This is a genomic window from Streptomyces sp. NPDC017246 (assembly GCF_044331325.1).
In the GTDB taxonomy this organism is placed as follows: domain Bacteria; phylum Actinomycetota; class Actinomycetes; order Streptomycetales; family Streptomycetaceae; genus Streptomyces.
On the sequence record NZ_JBIRMW010000009.1, the window covers coordinates 170,448 to 184,982 of the forward strand.

Here is a 14,535-nt window from a genome sequence, read left to right on the forward strand (position 1 = left end):
CCCCTTCTCGTCGCTCTACCAGGTCGCCCGGACCTGGCGGATGATCCGCCGCTTCAACCGCACTCGGCGACTCCCGTCCCGGTGCAGGCTCAGGCGGTCCAACTCCCAGTGTCCGTACTCGGCATGGTCGGTCAGCAGCCGCGTCGCCTCCTTGCGGGAGACACCGCGCGGCACGTACACGTCGACAAATTCGTATTCCGGCATCGCATCTATTGTGCGGGCACCGGCCCGCTACGGATAGCGTGCGTCCCATGTCTGATGCTGCGCAGCCCACCGCTGCCGAGGTACGCGCCGCCGCCGAGGCGGTCAAAGCCGCACTGGACCGTCACCTCGCGGCGGTCGAACGCCGCACGGGGGACGACGACACGGCCGTCTACGAGGCGTTCAACTCCCTCGCCGCGGCGGCCGAGGTGTACGACGAACTCCTCTACGACCGCTACGACGAGGTCACTCCCTTCGAGATCCCCGGAGCGGACGGCGCGCTGCCGCCGTACGCCGGACCTGACGAACCTCACGCCCTCAGCCTGCTGATCCGTCGCGACTACGCCGTGGCCGAACCGCAACGACTGCTCGCCCAGGCCCGCCGCGTCGCCGAGATCGACGGCGGGCCGGACACCACAGGACCGGCCGCCAGAGCCGGAGTCTCGCCGCTCGCCGCCCTCGGGGTGCTCTTCGGCGAGTACGAACCGGACGAGATCGCCTCCCGGCACAAGGAGTTCGGTCTGGAGGAGGGGGACTCCACGCTCTGGGTCACCGCCGCCGAGGAACTCCCGGATCCGGGGGAGTGGCTCAACGCCCCCTTCGAGCACGCCGATCCGGAGCGGATCGTCTGCCGCTTCGACGTCAGCGCCGTCTTCGACGAGGACGACCACGACGACGCACCCGAGGGGGAAGGGGCCGGCGGCTCCGACTCCTGAGGGGGAGACGGCGGAGGGCCGGGACACCACGAACGATGTCCCGGCCCTCCGCCGTTCCCACGGCCCGACCGCCTGCGCCCGGGGCGGGCCTGTTACTCCTCGGGCGTGGCGAGCAGCGCCTCCAGAAGCGGCCGCAGCCGCGTCGTACGCTCCGGGGCCACCCCCTCGGCCACCGCGCGGGCCAGTGCCTGGTCCACGCCGTGCACGACCGACAGATGCCGCTCGGCCCGGCCGAACGCCGTGTACACCCACGGCCTGCTCAGGCCCCCGGCGGCGTCCCCGGGCAGCACCACGACGACCGCGGGCCAGCGGACGCCGGCCGCCTGGTGCGCGGTGAGCGCCCAGCCGTGCCGCAGAGCCGGCTCCACCCGCTCCTTGGGGACGAGGAGTTCCTCGTCCCCGCACCGCAGCCGCAGCCCCTCGGCGTCGGCCGAGAGCACCGTGCCGGTCACCGTCCGCCCCGGCGCCGGCGCGTACGCCACCCGGTCGCCGGGGTCGTAGCCCCCGAACCGGCCGGGCCCCGGGTTGAGCCGCTGCTTGAGGGCCGCGTTCAGCGCGCGCGTACCGGCCGAGCCGCCGTGGCCGACCGTGACGACCTGCGTCTGCTCGGGCGGCACTCCGATCGCCCGCGGCACCGAGTCGGCGACCAGCTGGACGGTGCGGTGCACGGCCTCGCCGGCGTCCCGCACCGGCACGATCACGATCTCCTTGCCCGGCGCCTCGACCTGGTTCAGCTCCCCGGCGCCGATACCCGAGACCAGCTCGCCGAGCGGTCCCGGGTCGGGAAGCCGCGAGGCGATCCGCGGGCACACCCGGGCCGCGAGGACATCGGCGAACACCCGGCCCGCGCCCGGCGCGCCCAGCACCTCCGGGTCGCCGCTCAGCACCAGACGGCAGCCGTCGGGAAGCGACTCCACGAGCATCGCGGCCGTCTCCACGTCCAACTGCGGCGCGTCGAGGACCGCCAGGAGGTCCAGGGCGAGCACGCCCTCCTCGTCACGGCCGGGACCGGCCGCTCCGGAGAGCAGCGTGGCGACCGTCACCGCGTCCGCCCCGGCGGCGCCGAGCGCGCGTCGTCCGCCGTCGGCGTGGACGGCGACCAGGGCGCGCAGCCCACGCTCGCGGGCGGCCGCGACGAGCGCCACCGGCTCGACGCGGGAGGCCTCCCCGCCCGTGTGCAGGACGAGGCCGTGCGTCCCGGCGGCGCGCTCCAGCTCGGAGCCCTCCCAGGTGTCGGCCGTCGCCGTCCTGACCAGCCGGGCGAGTCCGTCCGCGAGGCTCTCCTCCGCCATCGCGTACCGGTCGAGGCCGAGCAGCACGGGCGAGGCCGGCTCCTCGGCGACGGCCTCCGCGGGCTCCTCGTCCCCCTCGGGCTCCTCCTCCGGCGTCTCCTCCTCCTGGAAGACGAGGACCGCGGCCGCGGACACCGCCTCCTCGACGGCCGACTCCGGATCGGGCACCGAGTGCCCGGCGAGTCCGGCGCGCACGGCCTGGATCTCCAGCACCGTGTGTCCCTGGAGCGCGGCCCGCTCCAGGAGCCACACGGTCAGGGCGACCGTGCGGCGCGGGTCGTCGGGGCCGCACGCGGCGCCGAGCAGGGCCCGCGCGAAGCCGTCGGCCTGCTCCGGGCGGACCCCGGACACCGCGAGCAGCTGCCACGGGTCGTCGAGCAGGGTCTGGGCCGCGGCCCCGCCGAGCGCGGCGGCGACCTGCCCGGCCAGCGCCTCGGGGGCACCGCCCTTGGCCAGGACCTCCCGAACGGCTGCGGTGGTGCCGGGCTCTGGGGCCGGGGCCTGTGCCGGCACGGGGGGCCGGACGGTCACGGCCGGGGCCGCGTCGGGGGCGGGGCGCCGGGGTGCGGGCTCGGGTGCCTCGTAGAACGTGCTGCCCGAGGCCGCCCCGCCCTCGACGGCCCGGACGGCCGCGAGCAGGTCGGCCGCCGTGCCGCTCAGCTTGGCGCCGCTCGCCAGGGGCCCCTCCTTCTCGGCCTTCCGCGCCTCGATCCTGGCCCGCAGCTCCCGCTGCGCGGCAAGCTCGGCCTGAGCGTCGCTCAACTCGGGCGTGTCGGAAGCCTCGGCGGTCGTCGCGGCGGCGTCCTGAGAGGCCTCGGCTTCGTCACCGGCCTCGGCTCCCTCGGCCGTCTCAGCGGATTCGGCCGCGTCGGGCGCCACGGGCTCGTGAGCCTCCTCGGCCTCCTGAGCCTCCTCGGACTCTGCGGCCTCCTCGTCCGCGTCGACCTCTGCGGGCGCCTGTGGCTCCTCGGCCGCCCCGGCCTCTTCCGTCTCGGTGGGCTCCTGAGCCGTCCCCGGCTCCTCCGCCTCGGCGGCTCCCTCCCGTACGTCCTCGGTGGGCTCCACGTCCTCGGGTGCCTCGGGCGCGGTCTCCCCGGAAGGCTCGGTCACAAGGTGCTCCAGTCGTGATCCGGATAGCGGTGCACGGGCGCCGACACATCGTCCAGCGCCCGACAGATCTCGTCAGGAAGACTAAGGGTCTCCACCGACAACGCGGCCGTGAGCTGCCGTGCCGTGCGCGCGCCGACGATCGGGGCGGTCACCCCGGGCCGGTCGCGGACCCAGGCGAGCGCCACATGGAGCGGGGTCGTCGCGAGCCCGTCGGCGGCCGTCGCGACCGCGTCCACGATCCGGCTCGCCGGCTCGTCCAGGTACGGCTCCACGAACGGCGCCATGGTCTCCGAGGCACCCCGCGAGTCCGACGGGGTCCCGGTGCGGTACTTGCCGGTGAGGACCCCGCGCCCCAGTGGCGAGGAGGGCAGCAGACCTATCCCGAGGTCCTGCGCGGCCGGCAGTACCTCGCGCTCCACACCCCGCTGGAGCAGCGAGTACTCCAGCTGCGCCCCGGCCAGCCGGGTGCGGTCCCCGCCGAGCTGCCAGGTCCCCGCCTTCGCGAGCTGCCAGCCGCAGAAGTTCGCCACGCCCGCGTACCGTGCCCGCCCGCTGCGTACGGCGATGTCGAGTGCCTGGAGGGACTCCTCCAGGGGTGTGTGGGGGTCGAAGGCGTGCAGCTGCCACAGATCCACGTGGTCCGTGCCGAGCCGGGCGAGGGAGGCGTCGAGCGCGGCGAGCAGATGTCCGCGCGAGCCGTCCGTACGCCGGTCGGGATCCGGCACGCTGCCGGCCTTGGTCGACAGGACGAGGTCCTGCCGGGGCACGAGCCGCTCCATGAGGCGCCCGAGCAGATACTCCGCCTCGCCCCCGCCGTACACGTCGGCGGTGTCCACGAGCGTCCCGCCCGCGTCCCAGAACGACTTCAACTGCTCGGCGGCGTCGTGCTCGTCGGTGCCCCGGCCCCAGGTGAGGGTGCCGAGTCCGATGCGCGACACACGCAGGCCGGTACGTCCGAGATGCCTCTGCTCCATGGGCGCGAGATTACTGGCCAGGGCACCACGCGGAGAGAGCCTGTGGACAACCGCGTCCTGACGGATGGCCCGACCGCGCGCTAGAGTCCCGCCCACAGGGACGTTACCGATGAGTAAGGGGTGCGTGGACATGCGGCTCGGCATCAACCTCGGCTACTGGGGTGCGGGCATGGACGGCGACAACCTCGCCGTCGCCCAGGAGGCGGACCGCCTCGGCTACGACGTCTGCTGGGCCGCCGAGGCCTACGGCTCCGACGCCCCCACCGTCCTCGCCTGGGTCGCGGCGAAGACGGAGCGGATCGACGTCGGCTCCGCGATCATGCAGATCCCGGCCCGGCAGCCCGCGATGACGGCGATGACCGCGGCCACCCTCGACTCGCTCACCGGCGGCCGCTTCCGCCTCGGCCTCGGCGTCTCCGGACCGCAGGTCTCCGAGGGCTGGTACGGCGTGAAGTTCGACAAGCCGCTCGCCCGGACCCGCGAGTACGTCGAGATCGTCCGCAGGGCGATGACCAGGGAGCGGCTCAGCTACGACGGCGAGCACTGGACCCTGCCGCTTCCCGGCGGCCCGGGCAAGCCGATCAAGCTCACCGTCCACCCGGAGCGCGAGCACATCCCGCTCTACATCGCGGCCATCGGCCCCAAGAACCTGGAGCAGACCGGCGAGATCGCCGACGGTGCCCTGCTGATCTTCCCCTCCGCCGCCCACCTGGAGGAGACCGCGCTCCGCCACATTCGCGCGGGCCGCGAGAAGGCCGGACTGACGATGGACGGCTTCGACGTCTGTCCCACCGTGCCGCTCGCCCTCGGCGAGGACGTCGACGCCCTCGCCGACGTCTTCCGCCCGTACACCGCGCTGTACGTCGGCGGCATGGGCAGCCGTAAGCAGAACTTCTACAACCAGCTCGCGCAGCGCATGGGCTACGAGAAGGAGGCCGCCGAGATCCAGGACAAGTACCTGGCCGGCGACAAGGCGGGTGCGGCGGCCGCCGTGCCCCAGAGCCTGATCGACCAGACCTCGCTGCTCGGCCCCGTGGAGCGGATCGCCGAGCGGATGACGGCCTATGCCGAGGCCGGGGTCACCACCCTCACCCTCGCCCCGGCCGGCTTCACCCTGGACGAGCGCCTGGCGGCGCTGCGGGCGGGCGTGGAGGCGGCGGAGCGGGCGGGTCTGGCGTAGCGGTTCCGCCGTCGACGGGACCGAGAGGTTCCGCGGCCGTGGTGGGGGCTCGGGGGTCTTCCCCGCCACGGCCGTCACGCAGCACAACGGCTCCACGGGGTCCCCGGTTACGGCCTCGGGGACTCACTCTTTCGGCCGAGTCGCCCGGCCCTCCTGTTGCCCCCCGCCCCGGACCGCATTTGACTCGGTGTCCCGGGGGCGGACGGAGTGCGGACACGCGCACGGAGGTGGCGGCGAATGCTCACGGCCAAGGGTCTGTTCCAGGAAATCATCGACGACGACGAGTCCTTCCGGCTCTTCTGCTCGATCGCGGCGAGCGGCGAGTCCCAGGGCGGCTGGGAGAACGCCCGGATCGCGGCCCTCGTCGCGCCCGGCATGCGGGACCTCACGCCGAAGATCACCCGGCACGGCGCCGACGAGGACAAGCACGGCCGGATCTTCAACGCGCTGATGAGGAAACGCGGTCTCGAACCCGTCCCCGTACCGCCCGACACGGACTACACGATGCTGCTGGAACAGCGCGGCATCGGCCTCGCGCACGACAAGCTGCGCCGGGAGGAGCCGCTGAGCGAGCAGGACATCATCGTCTACCTCGCCCACAGCCGGGTCACCGAACAGCGGGCCGCCGACCAGATGGACATGCTGGTCACGTATTTCGGGGACCACCCCGAGCTCGGCAAGGCCATCCACATGATCGACAACGACGAGGCGAACCACCTCGCCTACTGCCACGAGGAACTGCTCCGCCTCGCGCGCGAGGGACACGGCCGGCTCATCCAGCGGACCCTGCGCGCATCCGCCCTCGTCGAGATCCAGGTCTACCGCGACGTCAGCCTGGCCGTGATGGGGCACATGGGAAGGATCCTGGGCTGGTCCCGGCCCAAGGCGGCCGTCCTCGCCGCCGGCATCCACGTGATGTACGCGTACGAGCGCGCCGCCGGCTGGCACCGGATGGTCGGTCTGAAGATGCCCGAGCGGCTCGACGCCCTCGGCGGGCCCGTGACCCCCGCCCCCGCCTTCTGAACACCCCCGCCGCAGGTCACCCCGCCCCGTCCCCGTCCCCGGGTGCCCCGCCCCCGCCGTCGCGGGGGCGGGGCACCCGTCTCACATCCAGCCGCGCCGCTTGAACAGCCGGTACAGCGCCGCGACGATGCCCGCCATCACGACGATCACCACCGGGTACGAGGCCACCCAGTGCAGCTCCGGCATGTGGTCGAAGTTCATGCCGTAGATCCCCGCGACCATCGTGGGGACCGCTGCCATGGCCGCCCACGCCGAGATCTTCCGCATGTCGTCGTTCTGCCGCACCCCCATCTGCGCGAGATGGGCCGACAGCACGTCGGACAGGAGCCGGTCGAGCCCCTCCACCTGCTCGTTGGCACGCAGCAGATGGTCGTTGACGTCCCGGAAGAAGGGATGCGCCTCCTCGTTCACGAACGGCACCGAACCGGTCGTGAGCCGGGCCAGCGGCCCGGCGAGCGGACCGCTGGCCCGCCGGAACTCCAGGACCTGCCGCTTCGCCGTGTAGATCCGCTCCGCGGTGTTCGCCGGATTGCCCCCGGTGGGCGCGAAGACGTCCGCCTCCAGCTCCTCCAGGTCCACCTGGAGCTCGCCCGCCACATCGAGGTAGTGGTCCACGATCGCGTCGCTCACCGCGTACAGCACCGCCGTCGGCCCGTGCTTGAGCACCTCCCGGTCCGCTTCGAGACGCCGGCGGACCTCCGCGAGCGGTGCGCCCTCGCCGTGCCGGACCGTCACCACGAAGGAGTCGCCGATGAACAGCATCAGCTCGCCCGAGGAGACCCGGTCGCTCTCCGGTTCGTAGACGACCGGCTTGAGCACCGCGAACAGGGAGTCGTCGTAGACCTCCAGCTTCGGCCGCTGGTGGGCCTTGAGGGCGTCCTCGACGGCCAGCGGGTGCAGCGCGAACTCCGAGGCGACATGGTCGAACTCCGCCTCCGAGGGCTCGTGCAGCCCCACCCAGAGGAACGCGTCCCCGGCGGCCCGCGCCTCGTCGAGCGCGTCCGAGAGGTCGGCGGGTCCGTCGGTACGGCGCCCGTCCCTGTAGATGGCAGAGTCCACGATCACGCGCCGTATTCTCCATCGAACGGCCCAGTCACGCACGCGTGGAGTCGCCCACATCCGGGCGGACCCCGAACGGACCCCGGTCGAAATTCGGTCGCACACCCCGATCGGACCGGGCGCGACAGTGCGCGACGGGGCACGGCGGGGCACCGCCTAGGCTGGCCGGCATGGCCACGTTGATCCTCGTCCGGCACGGACGCTCCACCGCCAACACCTCCGGGGTCCTCGCCGGGCGCACGCCCGGGATCTCCCTCGACGAGCGGGGCGCCGCGCAGGCCGCCGCGCTCCCGGGGCGCCTCGCGGACGTCCCGCTCGCCGCGGTCGTCTCCAGCCCCCTCCAGCGCTGCCGGGAGACCGTACGGCCGCTCCTCGACGCCCGCCCGGACCTTCCGCTGCACGTCGAGGACCGCATCAACGAGTGCGACTACGGCGACTGGTCGGGTCGCAAACTGGCCGAGCTCAACGACGAACCCCTGATGGAGATCGTCCAGGCACACGCCTCCGCCGCCGCCTTCCCCGGCGGCGAGTCCATGCGCGCGATGCAGGCCCGCGCGGTCGACGCCGTGCACGACTGGAACGCGCGGATCGACGCCGAGCACGGCGAGGACGCCTGCTACCTGATGTGCTCGCACGGGGACATCGTCAAGTCGGTCGTGGCGGACGCCCTCGGCCTCCACCTCGACCTCTTCCAGCGCGTCCACGTCGACCCCTGCTCGGTCACCGTCATCCGCTACACGCGACTGCGGCCCTTCCTCGTCCGCCTCGGCGACACCGGGGACTTCGCCGGATTCGCGCCACGCGAGCACCCCGACAGCAGTGGGACGGCCGAGGTCGGCGGTGGTGCGGGCGCACCGTGATCCTCTCGCGCAGTAGGGTGGACGCGCCGCCGTAGTACGACTGTCGAGACGCAAGGGAGCCGGGAAACGTGTCCCGTCAGGTGTTCCTCTACGACCCACCGGAGCGTTTTGTGGCCGGTACGGTCGGGCTGCCTGGCCGCCGTACGTTCTTCCTCCAGGCGTCCGCCGCCGGCCGGGTCACCAGCGTCGCCCTGGAGAAGACACAGGTCGCCGCCCTCGCCGAGCGCATGGACGAACTCCTCGACGAGGTCGTGCGCCGCACCGGGGGCAACGCGCCCGTGCCCGCCGTCGCCCCCGCCGAGGTCGCCGACTCAGCCCCCCTCGACGTACCCGTCGAGGAGGAGTTCCGGGTCGGCACCATGGCACTCGCCTGGGACGGCGAGGAGCAGCGCATGATCGTCGAGGCGCAGGCGCTCGTCGAGCTCGACGTGGAGTCCGAGGAGGACCTCGCCGAGGCCGAGGAGCGGCTGCTCCAGGACGAGGAGAACGGGCCGCCGATGCTCCGGGTCCGGCTCAGCGGAGCCCAGGCCCGTGCCTTCGCCAAGCGGGCCCTGGACGTCGTCAACGCAGGCCGGCCGCCCTGCCCGCTGTGCAGCCTGCCGCTCGACCCCGAGGGCCACGTCTGCCCCCGCCAGAACGGATACCGCCGCGGAGCATGAGCAGCAGCCCTCCGACGCCGCCCGACGCCGAGCTGCTGGCCCGTGGTGAGCTGACCGTGCGCGGCCAGGTCCGTGAGGCCTCCAACGCCGTGCTCTACTGCTCCGTCGCCTACGAGGGACGCGAGGCGGCCTGTGTCTACAAGCCGGTCGCGGGGGAGCAGCCGCTGTGGGACTTCCCCGACGGCACGCTCGCGCAGCGCGAGGTCGCCGCGTACGAGATCTCCGAGGCCACCGGCTGGGGCCTGGTCCCGCCGACGGTGCTCCGTGACGGGCCGTACGGGGAGGGCATGGTCCAGCTGTGGATCGAGGCCGACCCCGGGGCCCGGCTGCTCGCCCTGACCGAGGACGACGAGGCGGGCGAGGGCTGGAAGGCCGTCGGGCCCGCCCAGGTCGCCGAGGACCGCACCGCGCTCCTCGTCCACGCGGACACCCCCGAGCTGCGGCGGCTGGCCGTCCTGGACGCCGTCATCAACAACGGCGACCGCAAGGGCGGGCACCTGCTGCCGGCTCCCGACGGGCGTCTCTACGGCATCGACCACGGGGTCGCCTTCCACGTCGACGACAAGCTGCGCACGCTGCTGTGGGGCTGGGCGGGCGAGGAGCTGCCCGCCGAGGCGGCCGGCGTGCTCGACGCGCTGGACCGCGCCCTGGCCCCGGGAGCGCCCCTCGCCGCCCGTCTGGCGGAACTGCTCACCGGCGCCGAGGTGGCGGCGGTACGCGCCCGCGTGAAGGCGCTGCGGGCCACCGGACGGCACCCGGAGCCCTCGGGGCAGTGGCCGGCGATCCCCTGGCCGCCGGTCTGAGGTTTCGGGCCCGGCCCTGGTCACGGCCCCGCCCTTCCGGCGGACCGAAAAGTTTCGGCCAGGGGGTGCGCACGGGCCTGCACCCCTGGGGGGTATGCACGCAGGCCTCCGACCCGCAAGACCGCGTAATCGGTCAAGATCCCGGATCCGGTTCGTATCCGGAACACCTGTCCGGTTACGCTCGGGTCATGCATGCCTGGCCCGCTTCTGAGGTCCCCGCCCTTCCCGGCAAGGGCCGCGACCTCCGGATCCACGACACCGCGACCGGCGGACGAGTCACCCTCGCCCCCGGCCCCGTCGCCCGTATCTATGTCTGCGGCATCACGCCGTACGACGCGACCCACATGGGTCACGCGGCGACCTACAACGCGTTCGACCTCGTTCAGCGCGTGTGGCTCGACACCAAGCGGCAGGTGCACTACGTCCAGAACGTCACGGACGTGGACGACCCGCTCCTGGAGCGCGCGATCCGCGACGGCATCGACTGGGTCGGTCTCGCGGAGCGCGAGACCGCACTGTTCCGCGAGGACATGACCGCCCTGCGGATGCTGCCCCCGCAGCACTACATCGGCGCCGTCGAAGCCATACCCGGGATCGTCCCGCTCGTCGAGCGTCTCCGGGACTCCGGCGCCGCCTACGAGCTCGAAGGCGACATCTACTTCTCCGTCGACGCCGACCCGCACTTCGGGCAGGTGTCGAACTACGACACCGAGCTGATGCGCCACCTCTCCGCCGAGCGCGGAGGCGACCCGGAGCGCCCCGGCAAGAAGAACCCGCTCGACCCGATGCTCTGGATGGCCGCCCGCGAGGGCGAGCCGAGCTGGGACGGCGCGAGCCTCGGCGCGGGTCGCCCCGGCTGGCACATCGAGTGCGTCGCCATCGCCCTTGACCACCTCGGCATGGGCTTCGACGTGCAGGGCGGCGGATCCGACCTGATCTTCCCGCACCACGAGATGGGCGCCTCCCACGCCCAGGCCCTCACCGGCGAGTTCCCCATGGCCAAGGCGTACGTCCACGCCGGCATGGTCGCCCTCGACGGCGAGAAGATGTCCAAGTCCCGCGGCAACCTGGTCTTCGTCTCGCGGCTCCGCCGTGACGGTGTCGACCCGGCCGCCATCCGGCTCGCGCTGCTCTCCCACCGCTACCGCGACGACTGGGAATGGACCGACCGGGTCCTCCAGGACGCCGTGGAGCGCCTGGGCCGCTGGCGTGCGGCCGTGTCCCGCCCCGACGGCCCGCCCGCCGACGCGCTCGTCGAGGAGCTCCGCGAGGCCCTCTCCGACGATCTCGACACCCCGGCCGCGCTCGCCGCGGTCGACCGCTGGGCCGCCCTCCAGGCGGCCGGGGGCGGCACCGACGACTCCGCCCCCGGCCTGGTCTCCCGCGCTGTCGACGCACTGCTCGGTGTGGCCCTGTAACGAGCAGGACCGCACAACCACCTTTCAGGCAGCCGCCCTTGGACTTCTCGCCGAAGTCCGAGGGCGGTTCCGTTTTGTCCTGGCGGGGATGCTCGTTCCTGCGCTAAATAAGCTCCATGCAATCATCATCACGCATGAAAGTTGCACTCGCCGGAGCCGTCCTCGGACTCCTCGCGGCCTTCGCGGGACCCGGCTCCGCCGCGTCGGCCACCCCCACCGACACCGCCCCCGCCGACACCACCGTCGGCGACCTCACCGGGTTCGCCGCGGACGGCCCCGTCTACCGGCTGACCGCCGGCCGGTCCCAGGCCCGGGTCAGCTTCGTCACCGCCGACACCTTCCGCATCGAACTGGCCCCCGACGGCACGTTCACCGACCCCACCGGCAGCGACATCACCCTGCCCCAGGGCCCGCCCCCGGCCACCCGCTGGCGCGACCTGGGCGACCGCTACGAACTGAGCAGCGCCCAGGTGACCCTGCGCGCCTACAAGTCACCGCTCCGCTTCGCCGCGGTACGCGCCGACGGCACCCCGCTCTGGAGCGAGACCCGCGGCCTCAGCTGGACCGCCGACCGCACCGTCCAGACCCTCGCCCGCGGCGCGGACGAGCAGTTCTACGGCGCCGGCATGCAGAACGGGCGCGGCAACACCTCCCACCGCGACAAGACCGTCGAAGTCGGCGTCGACTACAACTGGAACGACGGCGGCCACCCCAACTCCGTCCCCTTCTACCTCTCCTCCGCCGGATACGGCGTCTACCGCAACACCTACGCCCCCAACACCTACGCCTTCACCGAGCCCGTCACGACCAGCGCGAAGGAACGGCGCTTCGACGCCTACTACTTCGCCGGAACGGGCGGCGACGCCGCCAAGGACGTCATCGGCCAGTACACCCGGCTCACCGGCAAGCCCTTCCTGCCGCCCGTGTACGGCCTGGAGATAGGCGACGCCGACTGCTACCTCCACAACGCCAACCGGGGCGAGCGCCGCACCCTCGACGCCCTGAAGGTCGCCGACGGCTACGTCGCCCACGACATGCCCAACGGCTGGATGCTCGTCAACGACGGCTACGGCTGCGGCTACGAGAACCTCGCCGAGGCCTCCGCCGGACTCGGCGAGCGCGGCATGAAGCTCGGCCTGTGGACCGAGGACGGCATCGACAAGCTCGAAGAGCAGGTCAAGGCCGGCCAGCGGGTCGCCAAGCTCGACGTCGCCTGGGTCGGCGAGGGCTACAAGTTCGCCCTCGACGGCTGCAAGGACGCCCACGCCGGCATCGAGGCCCACAGCGACGCCCGCGGCTTCACCTGGGCCCCCGAGAGCTGGTCCGGCGCCCAGCGCTGCGGCGTCCAGTGGTCCGGCGACCAGTCCGGCACCTGGGAGTACATCCGCTGGCAGATCCCGACCTACGCCGGCGCGTCCATGTCCGGGCTCGCCTACACCACCGGCGACGTCGACGGCATCTTCGGCGGCAGCGCCAAGACGTACACCCGCGACCTCCAGTGGAAGACCTTCCTGCCGGTCACGATGACCATGGACGGCTGGGCCGCCAACGACAAGCAGCCCTTCCGGTACGGCGAGCCCTACACCGGCATCAACCGCGCCTCCCTCAAGCTCCACGAGGCCCTGCTCCCGTACATCTACAGCCACGCCCACCAGGCCACGAAGACCGGCGTCGGCCTCGCCCGGCCGCTGGCCCTGGAGTACCCGGACGACCCGAAGGCCTCCACCGACGCCGCCAAGTACGAGTTCCTCAGCGGCGAGGACTTCCTCGTCGCCCCCGTCTACCAGGACGCCGTCGAACGCGACGGCATCTACCTCCCCAAGGGCACCTGGATCGACTACTGGAGCGGGCGCACCTACGAAGGCCCCGTCACCGTCGACGACTACAGCGCCCCGCTCGACACCCTGCCCCTCTTCGTACGGGCCGGGGCGACCGTCCCGATGTGGCCCGGCGGCATCCGCTCGTACACCGACCGCGCCCCCGGCGACCCCATCGCCTGGGACGTCTACCCGAAGGGCGACTCCTCCTTCGAGCTGTACGAGGACGACGGCGTCACCCGCGAACACCGCACCGGCCGGTACGCCACCCAGCGTGCCGAGGTCCGCGCCCCGAACGGCGGCCCCGGTGACGTGACCGTCCGCATCGGCGCGAGCAGGGGCACGTACACCGGCAAGCCGACCGCCCGGCCGTACGCCTTCACCGTCCACACCGGCGACGCCCCCGGCACGGTCAAGCTCGACGGGCGCAAGCTGCCCGCCCTCACCTCCCGGGCCGCCTTCGACGCCGCCGCCCAGGGCTGGTGGTACGACCGCGACGAGCGCGGGGGAGTGGTCCGGGTCAAGACCGCCGCCCTCTCCACCGGCCGCGACTTCGAACTGCGGCTGAGCGACACCAGCGCGGTCGGCGGCGCCGTACCCGGCGCCTCCGCCGCCCTCGCCGTCCCCGCGGCGCAGGAGCTCGGAGCCGGTACCCCCGGCACCGTCGCCGTGGACGTCACCGCGGGCACCCGGGACGCCACCGACGTACGGGTCTCCCTGGACGCCCCGGCCGGCTGGCAGGTCACCCCGGCCGCACCGGTCGGCCGTGTCCCGGCCGGCACCACCCGCCGCGTCGAGGTCGCCGTCACCCCCGCCGCGGACGCGAAGCCCGGCGAGGCCACCCTCACCGCGACCGCCCGGCACCGCGCCGCGGGCACCGACCGCACCGCCACCCAGCGGTTCGCGGTCGGCGTGATGCCCCCGCCGCCGACCGGCGACGCCTGGGCGAGCGACCTCGTCTGGCTGCGCTCCACCAACGGCTGGGGCCCGCCCGAACGCGACCGCTCCAACGGCGAGTCCGGCGCCGCCGACGGCCGCACCCTCACCCTGGCGGGCAAGACCTACGAGAAGGGCATCGGCGGCCACGCCGACTCCGACATCGAGGTCTACCTCGGCGGCCGCTGCGCCACCTTCACCGCCGACGTCGGCATCGACGACGAGATCAACGGCTACGGGGACGTGGCCTTCTCCGTCGAGGCCGACGGCAAGGTCCTGTGGACCTCGCCCCGGCTCACCGGCGCCTCCGAGACCCTGCCCGTGAACGTCGACGTGACCGGCGCGCGCCATGTCCGGCTGCGGATCACGGACACCAACGGGTCGAAGAGCGGCGACCACGGGGACTGGGCGGCGGCCCGGTTCGGCTGCGCCTGACGCACGAACGGGAGGGGCGCCCTCGGGCACCCCTCCCGTTCCGTCGGCTCCG

General features: G+C 73.2%; 12 protein-coding genes. 8 read left to right on the forward strand and 4 right to left on the reverse strand.

Features of this window, described 5'->3' with window-relative positions; all coding sequences use genetic code 11:
* Positions 1-15: 15 nt before the first annotated feature.
* Positions 16-204 carry a DUF5703 family protein gene (locus ACH4MY_RS22255; protein WP_015032473.1) on the reverse strand — a complete coding sequence of 63 codons (189 nt, stop codon included), beginning with the start codon at positions 202-204 and terminating at the stop codon, positions 16-18.
* Between the two features lie 47 nt (positions 205-251).
* Here ACH4MY_RS22255 and ACH4MY_RS22260 point away from each other — a divergent pair, with 47 nt between their 5' ends.
* On the forward strand, positions 252-917 hold the full coding sequence (locus ACH4MY_RS22260) for a hypothetical protein (RefSeq protein WP_398005460.1): 666 nt from the start codon (positions 252-254) through the stop codon (positions 915-917).
* Positions 918-1,009: 92 nt separating this feature from the next.
* Here the strand turns inward: ACH4MY_RS22260 and ACH4MY_RS22265 are convergent, their stop codons facing one another.
* Positions 1,010-3,319, reverse strand: coding sequence for a helix-hairpin-helix domain-containing protein (locus ACH4MY_RS22265; protein WP_398005461.1), 2,310 nt, complete (start codon positions 3,317-3,319; stop codon positions 1,010-1,012).
* Positions 3,316-4,293 (reverse strand): aldo/keto reductase, encoded by a 978-nt coding sequence (locus ACH4MY_RS22270; RefSeq protein WP_398005462.1) that lies wholly within the window; start codon positions 4,291-4,293, stop codon positions 3,316-3,318. Before ACH4MY_RS22270 ends, ACH4MY_RS22265 begins: the two co-directional genes overlap by 4 nt.
* A gap of 130 nt (positions 4,294-4,423) precedes the next feature.
* Here ACH4MY_RS22270 and ACH4MY_RS22275 point away from each other — a divergent pair, with 130 nt between their 5' ends.
* The gene (locus tag ACH4MY_RS22275) at positions 4,424-5,473 is read left to right on the forward strand and encodes an LLM class F420-dependent oxidoreductase (RefSeq protein WP_398005594.1); all 1,050 of its coding nucleotides are present in this window, start codon (positions 4,424-4,426) and stop codon (positions 5,471-5,473) included.
* Positions 5,474-5,710: 237 nt separating this feature from the next.
* Entirely contained in the window at positions 5,711-6,496 is a 786-nt protein-coding gene (locus ACH4MY_RS22280) for a ferritin-like domain-containing protein (protein WP_398005463.1), read from the forward strand.
* 81 nt (positions 6,497-6,577) lie between these two features.
* Here ACH4MY_RS22280 and ACH4MY_RS22285 read toward each other — a convergent pair whose 3' ends face one another.
* Entirely contained in the window at positions 6,578-7,570 is a 993-nt protein-coding gene (locus ACH4MY_RS22285) for a magnesium and cobalt transport protein CorA (RefSeq protein ID WP_398005595.1), read from the reverse strand.
* Positions 7,571-7,725: 155 nt separating this feature from the next.
* Between ACH4MY_RS22285 and ACH4MY_RS22290 the strand changes: the two genes are divergently transcribed.
* From ACH4MY_RS22290 to ACH4MY_RS22310, 5 genes are all read left to right on the forward strand, one after another.
* Entirely contained in the window at positions 7,726-8,415 is a 690-nt protein-coding gene (locus ACH4MY_RS22290) for a histidine phosphatase family protein (RefSeq protein ID WP_398005464.1), read from the forward strand.
* Between the two features lie 68 nt (positions 8,416-8,483).
* Positions 8,484-9,074, forward strand: coding sequence for a DUF3090 domain-containing protein (locus ACH4MY_RS22295; RefSeq protein WP_398005465.1), 591 nt, complete (start codon positions 8,484-8,486; stop codon positions 9,072-9,074).
* Positions 9,071-9,877, forward strand: a complete 807-nt coding sequence (locus tag ACH4MY_RS22300; protein WP_398005466.1) for an SCO1664 family protein — start codon at positions 9,071-9,073, stop codon at positions 9,875-9,877. The genes ACH4MY_RS22295 and ACH4MY_RS22300 overlap by 4 nt, the downstream gene beginning before the upstream one ends.
* 188 nt (positions 9,878-10,065) lie before the next feature.
* Positions 10,066-11,295: a cysteine--1-D-myo-inosityl 2-amino-2-deoxy-alpha-D-glucopyranoside ligase gene (mshC, locus tag ACH4MY_RS22305; protein WP_398005467.1), complete on the forward strand. Its 1,230-nt coding sequence runs from the start codon at positions 10,066-10,068 to the stop codon at positions 11,293-11,295.
* 116 nt (positions 11,296-11,411) lie between these two features.
* Positions 11,412-14,483 carry an NPCBM/NEW2 domain-containing protein gene (locus ACH4MY_RS22310; protein ID WP_398005468.1) on the forward strand — a complete coding sequence of 1,024 codons (3,072 nt, stop codon included), beginning with the start codon at positions 11,412-11,414 and terminating at the stop codon, positions 14,481-14,483.
* Positions 14,484-14,535 lie beyond the last annotated feature (52 nt).